Source organism: Streptomyces sp. NPDC028289 (genome assembly GCF_055565975.1).
Window position 1 is genome coordinate 545,944 of record NZ_JBVHTI010000005.1, and the last position, 15,054, is coordinate 560,997.

The window sequence follows — 15,054 nt, forward strand, 5'->3', positions numbered from 1 at the left end:
ACCGCACCCCGGACCCCTTGGGCGAGGCGAAAAAAATTCTGTGGCTCTTCGCGGCAACCTTTTCGGCCTCTGGGACCACTCGGTGCTGTCCGGCCAGGTGGTCGGTCAGATGCAACGGCTGAAAGAGAGCACAGGCGTGTCCCTGGAACGAGAGCACAGACATGTCCCCGGCCCACCCACGTCATCGGTGGCGTCCCCCGTCGGCGGCCACCGTGCCGACGGCGGCGCGCGCGGTGGTCGTCCGAAGCATCGTGGCCGTCGGTTGCTCGCGCGTCGGGGTCTCTGGGCGGGTCTCGCCATGGTGGTCGTGACCGGCTCGGCTGTCGTGGTCAGCCAGGCTTCGGCGCAGCCGAAGACCCTGGATCTGAAGAAGTGGTACGTGCTGGTCAACCGCAACAGCGGCAAGGTGCTGGACGACCGCGCCTCCGCCAAGAACGACGGCGCGGCGGTGGTGCAGTGGAGCCGTCACGGCGGGGCCAACCAGCAGTGGCGGTTCATCGACGCGGGTGACGGGTACTACCGGCTGCAGAACCGGAACTCCGGCAAGGTGCTGGACGACCTCGGTTGGTCGAAGACCGCCGGCTCCGCCATCGTGCAGTGGAAAGACCTGAACGGCACCAACCAGCAGTTCAAACTGGCCAAGTCGTCGGACGGCTACGTGCGTCTGGTCAATCGCTTCAGTGGCATGGCCGTCGATGTCCACAACGCCGCCAAGGCCGACGGGGGCCACGTCGTCCAGAACCGCGACCGGGGCGGCGCCGATCAGCAGTGGCAACTCGTCCCGGCCGGGAGTGTCGGCAGCTCCGGTACGCCCTCCGCGCCGAGCAGCAGCGTTCCCACCAGCCCGGCTCCGAGCAGCTCGCACCCGTCGTCGACGCCGTCTCCCGTGGCCGGTGGCGGCAGCTCGACGACGCGTTTCATGGGCAGCAGCACGGTGCTCATCGGCGGCTCGATGTCCGACGCCTCGGCGGCCGCCGCGCCGTTCGACGTGCGGTACGCCTATGTGCACAGCCAGCCCGCGCCCTCGTCGGACTACTACTCGGCAGCGCGCTGCCACGACGATTGGTCGGGTTGGTGGGGCTGCTGGAACGGCAGCACCACGGCGCCCGGCACTTACGTGACCTGGCGGGACAGCGTGGCGGCCCAGGCGACGTACAAGGGCAGCGCGCGTCCGCAGAAGATGCTCTGGACCTGGTACTCGTTGCGCGACCTCGGGGATGCGGCAGGGGAGGGCGACGGTCCGGGCGAGGTCAAGGCCATCAACCGGCTCGACCTGCTCACCCGGTACCTGAACGACTACCGGTTCTTCCTCCAGAAGATCGGCACGTCGCACGAAGCGATCGACCTTGAGCCCGACTTCTGGGGCTACGTCCGGTCGCTCGGCAATCCGCACCAGGTTCCCGCACAGGTCTCGGGCGCCAACCCGACCGATTGCGGATCCCAGGAGAACAGCGCCGCCGGACTCTCCCGCTGCCTGATCTCGATGGCGCACAAGTACGCGCCGAACACCGCCGTGGGGCTGCACCTTTCCTGCTTCGACTGGCAGACCGACACACAGGCATGCGTCAAGGACTACGCGAACCTCGGGGCGCAGAACGCCGACTTCCTGGCCACCGACGTGTCGGACCGCGACGCAGGCTGGTACGCACAGCCCGCCCACGGCGGCAGTGACCACTTCTGGACCGACCAGAAGGCCGCCGCCGCACTGCAGTTCTACAAGACGATGGCCGAGTCCGTGGGCAAGCCGGTGGTCCTGTGGCAGATCCCCGTGGGCAACATGGCGCAGAACAACACCCTCAACCATTACAAGGACGACAAGGTGGACTGGCTCTTCGGGCACCTGGACCAGGTCGCGAAAGCCCATGTCGCCGGCCTGCTCTTCGGTCCAGGACAGCAGGAACAGACCTCGGTCGAAACCGACGGCGGAAACCTGATCAACAAGACGATCGCGTACCACAACTCGGGCGGTACAGCACTCAAGTAGGCGAAGCTGACGAATGCGCCCCCATCGCTTCGATGGGGGCGCATTTCGTCGTCTTCGCCGGGCTGAGGACTTCTCCGGGCGGCGCCGGCCATGCCGCCGTCGGTGCGGGCGCCGATCGAGGCGGCCTCGGCGAAGGGGACGATCGTGCTGACAGGTGACGGCGGGGAAGCCGAGTTCGACCGCGAGGCCGGGGGAGTGCGGGCCGTCCCGGTCGATGAATGCGTCGCTGCGGCGGAAGGTGAATGCGGCCCGGGACGCCGGTGCCCACGCGCGCAGGACCAGGAGCACACCCATCAGCCCGACAAGCCTCGCCGAGCCTCCGTCTGATCCCCGAACGATGGGAACCCCAGCCGGCACACGGCTGGGGTTCCTCGACGAGGCGGTGAATAGCGGTCAGCGCTGCAGGGTGAGGACGCCCGGCCGCCACGGCAGCCGGTCGTAGGGGCCGCTCGCCGCAGGGGACTTGCCCTGGTAGAGGAACTGCAGGTTGCAGGGGTCGACGGTCATGGTCTGGTCGGGGTTGTTGCGGACCAGGTCACCATGGCTGATGTCGTTGGTCCAGGTGGCACCGCTGTTGGCCTTGCCCGCGAAGGGGTTGCTCTCAGTGGCCGCCTGCGGGGTCCAGGAACCGCTCAGGCTGGTGGCGGTGAACGAGCGGAAGTAGCGCTGCTCGTTCGCCCCCCGTGCCTCGACGATCATGAGGTACTGGTTCTGGCCCTGGACCTTGTAGACCTGCGGCGCCTCGAACAGGTTCTTGACCGTGTCGCTCATGACCGTCGTGTACGAGGAGCCGAAGCTGCCCGGGAAGTTCCCGATCGGCATGCTCGCCCGGTAGATCTTGCCGTTGTCGCCGGCGAAGAACAGGTACATGTTCTTGTCGTCGGCGATCAGGGTCTGGTCGATCGGGCCGGTGGCGGATTCGGTGCTGGGAATGCTGCCGGTGAACAGCGGCTGCGGCGCGGACCAGCCATTGGGGTTGGTGGGGTCGCTCGACGTGCGGTAGACGAAGGTCGACGCGCCCCACTGGGACGCCAGCACCCAGATGTTCTTGGGCGCGAAGTAGAACAGTGTGGGCGCCACCGCTTTCTGGCTCATGCCGGTCTGGCCGGCCGAGGCCATGTCCGACCAGTTCGTGAAGGGCTTGAACATCATCGAGCCGTACGACGATCCCGCCACGTTCGACGCGTAGACCAGGTGCTTGCCGGTGTACGTCACGGTGGTGAAGTCCTTCACCGCGTCCCACCCGTTCGCCGGCTGCGCCAACGCACCCGTCGACGTCCACCGGTACGTCGACGGAAGAGCACACGTGTTGCTCTTCGGCGCCGCCGACCCCCCGGTCGGCTTGAAGTTCCAGTGCTGGTTGGCGCCGCCGCCGTTGGTGTCCCAGACCTGGACGGGAGTGCCGTTGGCGGTCCGACCGCCGGGGATCTCCAGCGCCCGGCCGCTGGCGACGTTGGTCAGCGTGTAGGAGCCGTCACTGTTCCGGGCGGCCCGCCAGTGCTGGTTGGCGCCACCGTTGGAGTCCCAGACCGTCATCCTCGTCCCGTTGGCCGTCTGGTTGCCCGGCTCGTCCAGTACCCGGCCGCTGGCGACGTTGGTCAGCGTGTAGGAGCCGTCGCTGTTCCGGGCGGCCCGCCACTGCTGGTTGGAGGCACCGCCGGCGTCCCACACCTGGAGCGGGGTGCCATTGCCTTTGTATCCCGCGGGCTCGTCGAGAACGCGCCCGGCGGCCGCGTTGGAGATCGTGTAGACGGTGCCGGAGGTGATGCCCCCGGCCGTCGTGCCGCCGCCCGCCGTGCCCCCGCCGCTGCTGCCGCCCAGGGCGGTGAGCACCGCGTCGTAGGCGGGCTTCTTGTTGCCGCCCGCATCGAACAGCAGCGGGTATTCACCGGTGCGCCACGAGTCGCTGTCCCTGATCCCCCACACCGTGATGCCCGTGCAGCGGGCGACGCTCATGCACGCCTGGACGGCGTTGGCGTACGCCGTCGGCGACGCCTGGGCGATGTCGAGCTCGGTGATCTGAACGTCCACGCCGAGCGCGGCGAACTTGGACAGGGTGGTCTGGTAGCCGGCCGGCGGGCCGCCTGCGCCGAAGTGGCTCTGGAAGCCGACGCAGTCGATCGGTACACCGCGGGACTTGAAGTCCTTGACCATCGCGTAGACGCCCTGCGTCTTGGCGTCGGTCCAGTTCTCGATGTTGTAGTCGTTGTAGCAGAGCTTGGCCGAGGGATCGGCGGCCCGCGCGGTGCGGAACGCCTCCTCGATGAAGCCGTTGCCCAGCACGTCCTGGAAGACCGAGCTGCGGTGCTGACCGCTGCCGCCGTCGGCGAACGCCTCGTTGACCACGTCCCAGGCGTAGATCTTGCCCTTGAAGTGGGTCATCTCGGTGGTGATGTGCTTGTCCATCACACTACGCAGGGTGTTGGCGTCGGTGATGGACTTGACCCAGCTCGGCAGTTGGGAGTGCCAGACCAGGGTGTGCCCGCGCAGTCGCTGGCCGTGCGCGGTGGCGTGGCCCACGATCGAGTCGGCGGGGGCGAAGTCGAAGTTCCCGCGGGAGGGTTCGGTGGTGTCCCACTTCATCTCGTTCTCCGGGGTGATCATGTTGAATTCCCGGTCGAGAACGGCGGAGTACGTCGAGTCGCCGAGCCTGCCCGAGGCCACTGCCGTGCCGAAGTAGCGGCCGCTGCCGGCCGCTGCACCGGCCAGGGGGCGGGCCTTCGGTGTGTGTGCGGCCTGGGCGACCAGGGGTACGGCAGCACCCGCGGCGGCGAGGACCACGGCGGCGGTGAGCACGCGGCGGGTTGCCGGACGGCGGCGATGAGAGCGGTTCTGATCTGACAACGGCATGTCCTTCTGACACAGCGGGCCTTGATCCGGCCCCGGTCATCCGCCAGTTGCCGCCACGCACACAAAGGTTGCCGCGATCGAGGGAAGAATGTTCACGGCCGCCGTCGCCATCCCCAACCCAGCTCCACGGCGACCTGCAGGCCACCATGAAGGCCACCTACGGCGACGGGACCAACGCCGGGCCGGCCGACTGGACCCCGTACCAGCGGTTCGGGTACTTGTTCTCCCATCGAGCCTGTGCGGCAAGGGGACCTCGTCCCCTTGCCGCACAGCGGCGTTCACCGGGCCGGGACGAACCCTCCCCGGACCGACGCGGAGCCGCCCGAACCCTGCCCGTCGACGCGGTAGCCGTCGCCCGCGGCACTGCGGACACTGGTGCCGTTGTTGAACTGCGCGGCGAACTCATGGCTCCCGGCCGGCACGGTCAGGCCCGGCTTGAGGACCCAGCGGTAGACCAGCGTGCCGCCGGCCTCCTGGACGGTGACGGTGAAGTCACCACTCGGCAGGGTCTGCCAGGTGCCGGTGTTCTTCACCCCGCCGGTCTGCACGATCCGCATCTCGACCGTGAGCGAGGTGAGCGGCTGGGTCGTCTTGAGGGCGAGGTTGCTCTGCGTCCAGTAGACGGTGCTGCCCGGGTCCACCGAGCCGGCCGACCACAGCGGCCCGTTCCGGCTCTCGCCGGCGGCCGGCGATGGACTGGTGGCCGGCGGAGTCGGGCGCGAGCTGCCCGGGGTGGTGGCCGGGGCCGGCGCGACGGGGGTGGGGCGGGCCGATGTCGGGTGCGGGGAGCTGACGGTCGGGGACGGGGTGGCAGGCGTGGTCACGGTGGGCGACGGCGACGGGGTGGCGACGATGGCGGCGACGGCGAGGCCGCCGGTCGCCAGGATGCCGGTGGCGGCGAGCCCGGCGAGCGCGACCCTGGTCCCGGACCTCGCGAACGGCCGCGCGCGGTGACGGACGGCGGGGCCGGCCATGCCGCGTTGCACCCGGGCCAGCATCCTCGCACGGTCGGGCCGGTGGGCCTCGGCGGCCTCGCGCAGCCGACGGTCGATCTCCTCGTTCACCGGTTCCTCCTCCCCGCCACCAGGTCCCCGGCCGCTCGTGCGCCCAGTATCCTTTCCAGCTCGGCCATTCCCTTCGAGGTCTGGCTCTTCACCGTTCCGACCGAGATGCCCAGCGCCGCCGCCGTGTCCTTCTCCGACAGGTCGAAGGCGTGCCGCAGCACCACGCAGGCGCGCTTGCGGAACGGCAGCCGGGCGAGCGCCGCGCGGACGTCCAGCACGGCCGCCATGTCCGGCCCGTCCACCTTCTCGGGGCTGCGGGACCAGAACAGCGTGATCCGGCGTCGCTCGCGCACCGCGCTGCGGATCCGTCCCCGCGCCAGGTTGGCCACCACACCGCGGGCGTAGGCGAGCGGGTGGTCGGCCTGCCGCAACCGGTCCCAGCGCTGCCACAGGGCGACCAGGGCATCCGCCGCGAGGTCGTCCGCCGCGTCGGTCTCACCGGTCAGGAGGTGTGCCAGACGGGCGAGTTCGGCATAGTGGCGTTCGAAGAATTCGTGGAACTCCGCGGACGCGTCATCGAGGACCATCCCCCGGTCGCCCTCTCCTGGCAATGATGTGCGCGTTGGTTGCGCGTTTAACAACGGGGAGCGCAGCCTAACAGTGCCCAGCCCGGGATTCGAACAGCGGTCGCGCTCGGTTGCGGGGCGGTGAAGGCTGACCGGCGGGCTGGTCAATGCCGGGCGAACTGGACGCCGGTCGGCTGCGCGACGTCCGGCTGCACGGCGGTGCCGTCGACGGTCAGCCGCTCCCCGTGGATGTCGGTGATCCTGACACCGGTTCCGCTCCCCGGGGGACGGGACGCCGGCACACCGACGTCCAGCAGCGCCAAGGGAATGCCCATGACCAGTCCGCGCCCGCGCCACGGTTGCGGCGCGGCGTGCTTCGTTGCCCTCATGCCCGTCCATCCGGTAGTTCGACTCGGCCTTCCGGATCACAGTTGCCGCAGAGGACGAGAAGGTTGCCGCCCCGACGCTGTTTTCCCGGCGACCGGTGCACGGCACAAAAGGGAACCGTTCCCCAGGACCCAGATGGCTTCCGTATGGAGAACTTCTCCGGGTTTTCGAGATCCCGGTGGCCGGCCACCGGTCTTCACGTCCGTAAGGATCACCAGCACTTCAGGAAGCACCCTGACTCGATGAATCGATCTTGGCACCTTGTCCTGGCGTCGGCTCTCGTCGCGGGAGCCGTCACACCGGTGGTCGCGGTGGGCAGCGCGGTCGCCGCAGACGGCGACATCACCTCGGCCGTCCTGGCGAACCGTGATGTCGTCCTGACCGGTGACGCGGTCGTGCGCGTCCCGCAGGGAACCCACACGTACACCGGTGTGATCAGCGGTGAAGGAGCCCTTCGCGTGTCCGGCAGCGGCACGCTGGTCCTCGCCAAGGACAGCACCTTCACCCTGCCGCACTCCCGGCAGCACCAGAGGGTCCAGGTCCCGGGCGGCAACCACCCGTACGTCGTGGTCGGCAGTCCCGACGAGCCCGCGGTCACCGTGGACGCGGGGGCAACCCTCCAGTACGGCACCGGCGGTACGACCGGCCTGATCGGGTCCTTCCCGTACAACACGCCCGGTTACCAGCAGAACCAGGACAACATCCGGGTGGACGGAACCCTGCGTCTGTCGCTGACCCGGCTGTTCAACCTGGGCATCATCAGCGGCTCCGGCCTGGTCACCCAGCCCCGGAACATGTGGGGAACGCTCCAGATCTGTGGCACCAACCCGTTCTCCGGCATCTTCGACAACGGCACGGGCGTCAACTTCGCGAGCACCACCTGTGCCGCCGAACTGCCCAACGCCCGCTCCGTCGTCAACCGCGGTTCATGGATCATCGACACCCCGCTCAACCACACCGTCGTACAGCGGCAGAACTTCTACAGCCACGAGTACGGCAACGACGTCAATGTGCACTCCCGCCCGGGCAGCAAGGTGATCCTCACCGGCGTCTACAGCTGGAGCGACAGCGGCGACGGGGCGGCGCCGTCGCTGAGCGACCCCGGACTGAACTGGCGGCCCGTGGCCCACAAACTGAACAAGCGCGGCACCAACATCGAGGGCGCCGACGTCCAGTGGGGCGACGGGACAACGCACCAGATCTTCATGCCCGGCACGGCGCAGACGGTCTACATCAACCTGCACGCCAGACGGCAGCGCTCCCGGCTCACCTTCGACTACAACGGACCGGTGACCCTGGGCGCGCCCATCGGCGGCGGCATGTATCACGACACCCTCAGCGCTCCCGGCGCCGGGGACGTCGTCATCGCCGGCACCAACGGCAACGACGTGACCTTCGCAGCAGCGCAGTACTACGACGGATCCACCACCATCGACAGGAACGCGACCCTCCGTCTCGGCTCCGGGGCCGCGGGCGGCGACGGGAGCCTCCACACCGGCGGAGCCCTCGACAAAGTGATCGACAACGGTTCACTCGTGCTCCGCAACACCGGGACATCCACCTCCCTCCCGGCGGTGACCGGTGCCGGATCGGTGACGCAGAGCGGAGCCGCGGCCACCACCGTCACCAGCGCCGCCTACACCGGCGCCACCACCGTGGCCAAAGGCCGGCTGATCGTCTCCGGGACCTCTCTGCGGACATCCAGCGCGGTCTCTCTGACCGGTTCCTCGGCCGTCCTGGATCTCAGCAAGGCACGCGACACGACCCTGCGCAGGCTGCGGGTCGTCACCGGCGCGAAGATCCTCCTTCCCCGGAAATCCCCTGAGCTGACCGTCGGTTCGACGACCGCAACAGTCTCCGGTACCGGTCTCGCCCTCGGCGGGGCGCGCTTCTCCGTCAGCCGGGCCGGCGCCCGCACCGTGCTCACCGCTCTCCCCTCCTCCGCCGCGACGACACCGGCGCCCTCCCCGTCCCGGACCGGCCGAGCGGCCACCCCCCTGGGCGCCCCCACCGGCACCATGGCGGACACCGGCGCCATGGCGGACACCGGCAGCAACTTGGGTGCTCTGTGGGCCCTCACAGGACTGGCGGGCGTCGTTCTCGCCGGCGTCGCCGCGGTCTTCGGCTTCGTGCGCGTCCGCTCGCGTCCGCGTACGTCCCCGCGTCACTCCCGCTGATCCCCGGCCGCCACGGATTCCACCGGCCCGCCCATGGCTGTCAGCGCTCACCCCTTACGATGAGCGCGCTGCCACGGTGTGTGTGATAGCGACGGCGATTGCCCGCGGGCCCCCGCAACCCGGCCCGGTCGGCGCGAGCGGGGCTTCGTACCCGCGTCAGGTCGAAGGGAGACCCGATGCCAAGGCATGCCGCGCCCGCGGCCGACGTGATTGCCGCGGCCCGGGCCGGCGATCGCGACGCCCTGGAAGAGCTCAGCTCCCGGACCCTTCCGCTGGTCTACAGCGTCGCGGCGCGTGCGCACCCGTACCGCGACGACGTCGACGACATCGTCCAGGAGACGATGATGCGCATCCTGCGCGGCATCGGGGGACTGGAGCGCCCGGAGGCGTTCCGGTCCTGGGTGATCACCATCACCGTGAACGAGGTCCGCGACCACATCCGCAGGCGCGGCAGGAGGGAGACGACGGGAGCGGCGTTCGACGCGGCTGAGCACCGGCCCGACCCGGCTGCCGACTTCGCCGAGGGGGTCATCCTCGACCTGCGGCTGTCCGGACAGCGCGAGGAGTCCGTGCGCGCGACCCGTTGGCTCGACGAGGACGACCGGGAGCTGCTGTCACTGTGGTGGCTGGAGACGGCCGGCCGGCTCGCCCGGGCCGAGCTCGCCTCCGCTCTGGACATGACCGGCCATCAAGCGGCTGTACGGGTGCAACGCATGAAGGAGCGCCTGCACACCTCCCGCGTCATCGTCCGAGCCCTCGCGGCCAGGCCCGCATGCGGGGAACTGACCCGGCTGACCCTGGACTGGAACGGGGCCCCCAGCGGCCTGTGGCGCAAACGCCTCGGCCGCCATGTGCGGCAGTGCCCGCGGTGCGTGCGCCACGAGGAAGGCATGCTGGCCCCGGAAGGACTGCTGGCGTCCCTGGCCCTCCTGCCCGTGCCGGCGGCACTGCTGGCCTGGCGCCCGTGGCTGTCCGCGGGAACGCACGCGGCGGCGGCCGGCCAGGCCGGCACCACGGCCACTTCAGGCAGCGGGGGTTCCGCGACGGCGGGGACGGCAGGGACGGCAGGGACCGCCGGGGCGAGCCTCACCGCGAAGGCCGTGGTGGCGGCGAGTGCGCTGCTCGCCGTGGGCGGTGGCGTGCTCGTGTACGCGGCCCCATGGTCCAGCCCGTCGGCGCGTCCGGCCACCGCCCCGACGGCTTCCGGCCGCCCGGCACCCGCGCCCTCGCTCACCGCATCGGCATCGGCATCCGCATCCGCATCACCGTCACGGCCGGCACCGGTACTGGGCTCGGCCGTCTCGCATCCCTCGCCCCGGCCGCGGTACGGGTCCGTGGTCGACACCGTGGACAGCGCGCCACCGCCGGACCGGCCGCCCGCCGCATTGCCCCACCGCCCGCAGACCGCGGTGACGATGACGGGGCTCAAGAGACACCTGGACGGCTACCAGCTCGTCCACCGCGGGGACACGGTGGTACTGCGCGGGAAGGGCTACTTCACCGTCCACTGGGACGTGATGTACGGGCTGCGCCCCGGGCTGCTGACCATGCCCTCGTGGACCGGACTGCGAGGAAGGCTGTTCCACGTGGCCTCGGGCGGCGGCCACCGCATGGACGACCGTCAGCCGGGCGCCACCGCCGGCGGCACCTGGATGGGCAACCGGCAGCAAGGACTGATCACCCTGCCGCCGGGAGCCCAGCAGATGTGGCAGAACGAGTACTACTACCTCGACGGCAGCGTCACACTCCACCTCAACGAGACCCAGGCCGACTACAACCTCGACGTCCTGCCCTCCTCCTGGCAGGAGACAGCCGACGACATCGCCAGTCCCCCGTCCCCGCACTCCGCCGACCGCGAACGGTACGGACTCGTGCGCGACACCGGCCGCGACGACGCCCCCGTACCGCAGTACACCACCCGCTCCACGCCGACCGAGGCGGGCACCGTGCCCCAGCGCTCCGTCGTGTCCTGACCATGGGCGGTTGCCCAGGCGGGGCGGTGCCCTTGCCGAAAACTCCGCCCTGGTGGGAGCCGGTGTGCAGTTCGGCGACCGCGGCCGCTTGCGCCTGTGCTTTCCCGCAGTTGGCGGTCGCTGCGACATGGTGATCGGCCGTGCTGCTGCGACTGGCCTGTCACGAACGCGTTCGCCATGCTGTGTCTGCTGGCGACGAGCGACAGAGACAAGGACGTCGCGATCCTCGTCCCGCGCCATCAGATCACCGTCCTGGACCGCCGACCCGGCAAGAAGAGGGTGCGGTTCCCCCCCGGGTGCTCGGGCATTCACGGCGGCGCCGCTGCACCGGCTCCCGAAGGACGTGCTGCCCAGCCCGCGGCTGCTGATGCGTCGGGACACGGTGCTGCGGTGGCACCACCATGTGGAAAGCGTGTTGAGGGTTGCCCCTTGCTGCCGGACTGTCCGGCACGGAGCGTCATGCGCGGGATTGAGTGCACGGCCCGCACGTTGCTGACCAGGGAAAACAACATCAGGTAGCACCGGCGAGCGCACCCGGCAAGGATTCGATCCTGGCGGGGTTCTACTCGGCCTCGGACTCCTCGCCCGGGGCCGTTTGCGTGAGCGGACGGGGCGCGAGGCCCCGATATCTCTCCGGACGGATCAGCACCGCCCGGCACGTTCGCCTCCGCCGCCTCGGCCTCGGCCTTGGCTTCCGGAGCAGCGTTCCTGGAGGCGGCGCGGGCGCGCGGTTCGAGCTGGGCTGCGGCCTCGGCGATCGCCAGATCCGCCTCGGGAAGCAGGCTCGTGTAGGTGTCGGCCGTGATGGTGATCGAGGAGTGGCCGAGCATCTCCTGGATGTCCTTCAGGTCGGCCCCGGCCGCGTGGGCCGGCGTCGCGGCGTCGCGGCGTCGTGGCGGAGGTCGTGGAGCCGGACTGGCGGGAGGTCGATCTCCTCGTACAGGTCGATGAACCGTCGCGTGACGTTGGCCGGCCACGTGATTTTTTGTCACACCTTGATCAGGTGCATCTCCTGACGTGAACTGCCGTCTGCGTGGCGATCCTATGATGGCCAAAATTGTTGGCCTGAGGGGGAGTTGACGACGGTGTCACGAAGATCGCTTGCTTTCGTCGGGGTGGCCGCGCTGGTACCGCTGCTCGCTTCGGCCGCCTCCGCGCAGGCGGCGTCGGGCTCGCTGACGGTCACCACGCTGGGGCGGCACGGCGGCAAGGTCTCGACGACGGTCACCGTCGTCGCCGTGCCGTCCGGGCAGACGTACAGCGTCAAGTCCGGCAAGCGGATCAGCCTGCCGTCGGGGCGCTACCTCGCGATGACCGACTTATACGAGAGCACTACCGACGGTCTGGGCACCGACACCATCGGCGCTCAGGTCGTACAGGTGTCGGGCAGCAAGTCGGTGACGCTCGACGCGCGTAAGGGCAAGCTCGTCAAGGTGGCGCTCGACACCCCTGCCGACGTGACCGGGCCGCCGCGGATCAGCGCGCAGGTGTGCGCCGCCACCGTCGGTGACATGCCCTCCGCCTTCAGCGCGGGTGGCTGGAACGACGAGGGAGCCCTTTACGCCATCCCGAACTCCTCCAAGCTGCTGCAGTTCGGGTACCTCGCGCAGTGGTCGGGCAACGACAGCTATGTCGCCGTGAAGAAGACCACGGGCATCCCGGCGGCGCCCGGCGGGTCGTTCAAGCGGTCGGGGCTTGCGACGATGCGCTTCTCGGTGCGCGCCGGAACGCAGATGGGTACTCAGGTCGACACCGCGCTCCAGGCGGCGCCGAAGACCGATGACTGCACGACCGACCTGATGGCCCAGGTGCGCGACGACAACGCCCCGTACAGCGCCACCGTCCATCTGACTCCCGGAACCTGGCAGCCGCGCGACGACATCTTCGGCAGCAACGGCGACGACGTCAGCGGCGGCTTTCCGAAGCTCAGGACTCTGAAGGCGGGGCAGAGCCTCACCCAGTCCTTCGGTCGGGCTGCATGGGGCCCCATGCGCAATCTGCCGCTGCTCGGGCAGAAGTCCGTCACCTTCCTGCCGGACGCCCTGATCGGCGACCTCGACATCGGCGGCGACTGGGGGGACATAACGAAGGAGACGGTGGTCCTGTCCAAGAGCAGCACCACGGTCAAGAAGCAGACTCTGACCGACTGGCGCACCGGGCCCACCGAGTTCGATGCCCCTGTCCGCTCGGCCGGCTGGTATCGCCTGACCGTCGACGCCCACCGTTACCGCCCGGGCATCACCTTCCCGGCCGGCATGCTGTCGCCGCGGGCGACCCTCGACTGGCACTTCAAGGTGTCCGACCCGGCCAAGGCGATGGTCGCGCCCGTCTTCCTCACCCGCTTTCTGCCTACCGGGCTGAACAGCCACAACCAGGCCGCGCCGAACAGCACCACGACGGTCGACGTGAGCGCCGGGCGCGCCTCCCAGGGCCCCGACATCAAGCTCACCAAGGTGACCGCCAAGTCCGTCCGGGTCTGGTCGTCCTCCGACGGCGGCAAGACCTGGAAGGCGGCGACCGTCAAGCGGTCCGGATCGGCCTGGCAGGCGTCCGTCCACAACCCGGCGTCCGGCGCCGTCGCCCTGCGCTCCGAGGTGACGGACTCCGCCGGAGACAGCTCGGTGGAGACGGTGTACCGGGCGTACGCCATAGGCTGAGGGTGTTGCTCCCTTGATGGTCCGACGGCCCGGAGGAATCCGACATCCGGGCCACGCCCGACTGACAGAGTCCGCCGCTCTGCCGCTGCCTCATGTGCCCGTGCAAGGCCGTCTCGTCGGCCAACGCTTCTTTCCGGACTCGGTCATGCCTCCGCCACAGAGGACGGCCTGCGGCGACTCGTCTCGGAGGGCGTGCCCGGAGCGTGCCCTTCAGACCGGTCGACCACGGTTGGCAGCAGCGCGAACCTGCCCCTTGAGGGCGGCACATCGGAGCGTAGACGCCTAGAAGAACCCCGGGTTTCCCGAGCGCCGTCGCTTCCCGAGCTGAGAGCGCGAGTTCGATTCTCGTCACCCGCTCCATGATGAGACCCCAGGTCAGTGACCTGGGGTCTGTGTGTTGCTGGAGCCCCCCGGACGCCTACCCGTCGAGCACCACGAAGATCGGGCGCAGGGAGGGCACGAGTGCTTGGTGGATGCCACGCAGCCACCGCTCACGTTTGCCAAAGGGCGCCGACGGCCTGAGGTTTCGTGGCCGACTTGGCAAGTGTGCGCATGTCCTGGCCCTCGGCCTGGCGTTCCCTCGGTGAGGCCGGGTCACGTGCGCCTGCGCCTGAAGGCGACGGCTGGCCAGGTCCCGTCTGTGGATGGGACTTCAGTACCAGGACGCTCGCGTCAAAGTGGCGGATCGTCGGGCAGCACCCGGAATGCCTTGTGGCGGCCCAGCGGGCAGACAGCCCGGAAGTCGCACCGGTCGAGGGTGGGAATCGCGTCCAAGTGCGGAGCTCGATCGGCCCGCGGGCCGCAAGGCCGCCGCGGTCGCCCCGCCGGAACCGCCGTGTGGCCTTCCTCTCGCTGCCAGGGGCTCGGCGCGTTCGTCGGCATGTCGTCAGCTGATGGCGACGGCAGCCGCGCCCAAGCCGTCGAAGGAGGTCACGGCGCTGCGACCGGACAGGCTCGACGGCAACAGTGCGGGCCGGGAGAGCAATTCCTGTGGTCGGGAAGTGAGAAATCGACACGGCGCACGAGAAGTATTCCTGAGGTGGGAGACGGCCAGGAATTGTTCACCGCGTGGGGTCGCTCACGGCGTGCTACTGTCAGTATCAGTTGCAGGTGTGGTTGCCAGAATGGTTTTTCCGGCGGCTGATCATCACGGCGACATGGAAAGCGCACAGAGCGTATTCCTGACACCGTCTCCGAAGGAGAAACAAAATGGCTACTGGCACCGTGAAGTGGTTCAACGCGGAAAAGGGCTTCGGTTTCATCGAGCAGGACGGCGGCGGCCCCGACGTCTTCGCCCACTACTCCAACATCGCCGCCCAGGGCTTCCGTGAGCTGTTGGAAGGTCAGAAGGTGTCGTTCGACATCGCGCAGGGCCAGAAGGGCCCGACGGCCGAGAACATCGTTCCCGCGTGACGCGTCGGCACTGACGCATACTTCGCAGCTGGGGCCCGCACCT

At 69.4% G+C, this 15,054-nt stretch carries 9 protein-coding genes and 2 pseudogenes; 6 read left to right on the forward strand and 5 right to left on the reverse strand.

Annotated features, from left to right (window positions below):
- Positions 1 to 298: 298 nt before the first annotated feature.
- The gene (locus ACZ4UV_RS27240) at positions 299 to 1,984 is read left to right on the forward strand and encodes an RICIN domain-containing protein (RefSeq protein WP_467841353.1); all 1,686 of its coding nucleotides are present in this window, start codon (positions 299 to 301) and stop codon (positions 1,982 to 1,984) included.
- 393 nt (positions 1,985 to 2,377) lie between these two features.
- On the opposite strand, the gene ACZ4UV_RS27245 is transcribed toward ACZ4UV_RS27240, so the two are convergent.
- Positions 2,378 to 4,834: a non-reducing end alpha-L-arabinofuranosidase family hydrolase gene (locus tag ACZ4UV_RS27245; RefSeq protein ID WP_467841356.1), complete on the reverse strand. Its 2,457-nt coding sequence runs from the start codon at positions 4,832 to 4,834 to the stop codon at positions 2,378 to 2,380.
- 68 nt (positions 4,835 to 4,902) lie between these two features.
- Between ACZ4UV_RS27245 and ACZ4UV_RS27250 the strand changes: the two are divergent.
- Positions 4,903 to 5,052, forward strand: a pseudogene (locus tag ACZ4UV_RS27250) (hypothetical protein); the annotation flags it as partial.
- A 60-nt stretch (positions 5,053 to 5,112) separates the two neighbouring features.
- Here ACZ4UV_RS27250 and ACZ4UV_RS27255 read toward each other — a convergent pair.
- From ACZ4UV_RS27255 to ACZ4UV_RS27265, 3 genes are all read right to left on the reverse strand, one after another.
- Positions 5,113 to 5,898 (reverse strand): hypothetical protein, encoded by a 786-nt coding sequence (locus tag ACZ4UV_RS27255; RefSeq protein ID WP_451022227.1) that lies wholly within the window; start codon positions 5,896 to 5,898, stop codon positions 5,113 to 5,115.
- Positions 5,895 to 6,425: a SigE family RNA polymerase sigma factor gene (locus tag ACZ4UV_RS27260; RefSeq protein ID WP_384559506.1), complete on the reverse strand. Its 531-nt coding sequence runs from the start codon at positions 6,423 to 6,425 to the stop codon at positions 5,895 to 5,897. The genes ACZ4UV_RS27255 and ACZ4UV_RS27260 overlap by 4 nt, the downstream gene beginning before the upstream one ends.
- A gap of 143 nt (positions 6,426 to 6,568) precedes the next feature.
- Entirely contained in the window at positions 6,569 to 6,739 is a 171-nt protein-coding gene (locus ACZ4UV_RS27265; protein ID WP_451022228.1) for a hypothetical protein, read from the reverse strand.
- Between the two features lie 294 nt (positions 6,740 to 7,033).
- Here ACZ4UV_RS27265 and ACZ4UV_RS27270 point away from each other — a divergent pair, with 294 nt between their 5' ends.
- The 3 genes from ACZ4UV_RS27270 to ACZ4UV_RS27280 all read left to right on the forward strand — a co-directional run bounded on the left by ACZ4UV_RS27270 (position 7,034) and on the right by ACZ4UV_RS27280 (position 13,598).
- Complete coding sequence (locus ACZ4UV_RS27270) at positions 7,034 to 8,968, forward strand: autotransporter (RefSeq protein WP_451022229.1); 1,935 nt, start codon at positions 7,034 to 7,036, stop codon at positions 8,966 to 8,968.
- A gap of 176 nt (positions 8,969 to 9,144) precedes the next feature.
- Positions 9,145 to 10,941, forward strand: a complete 1,797-nt coding sequence (locus ACZ4UV_RS27275) for a sigma-70 family RNA polymerase sigma factor (protein ID WP_467841360.1) — start codon at positions 9,145 to 9,147, stop codon at positions 10,939 to 10,941.
- A 1,085-nt stretch (positions 10,942 to 12,026) separates the two neighbouring features.
- Entirely contained in the window at positions 12,027 to 13,598 is a 1,572-nt protein-coding gene (locus ACZ4UV_RS27280; protein WP_467841363.1) for a hypothetical protein, read from the forward strand.
- A 672-nt stretch (positions 13,599 to 14,270) separates the two neighbouring features.
- On the opposite strand, the pseudogene ACZ4UV_RS27285 reads toward ACZ4UV_RS27280, so the two are convergent.
- Positions 14,271 to 14,369: pseudogene (locus ACZ4UV_RS27285) on the reverse strand (VapC toxin family PIN domain ribonuclease); the annotation flags it as partial.
- A gap of 438 nt (positions 14,370 to 14,807) precedes the next feature.
- On the opposite strand from ACZ4UV_RS27285, the gene ACZ4UV_RS27290 reads away from it, so the two are divergent.
- Entirely contained in the window at positions 14,808 to 15,011 is a 204-nt protein-coding gene (locus tag ACZ4UV_RS27290) for a cold-shock protein (protein WP_030342329.1), read from the forward strand.
- Positions 15,012 to 15,054: the final 43 nt, after the last annotated feature.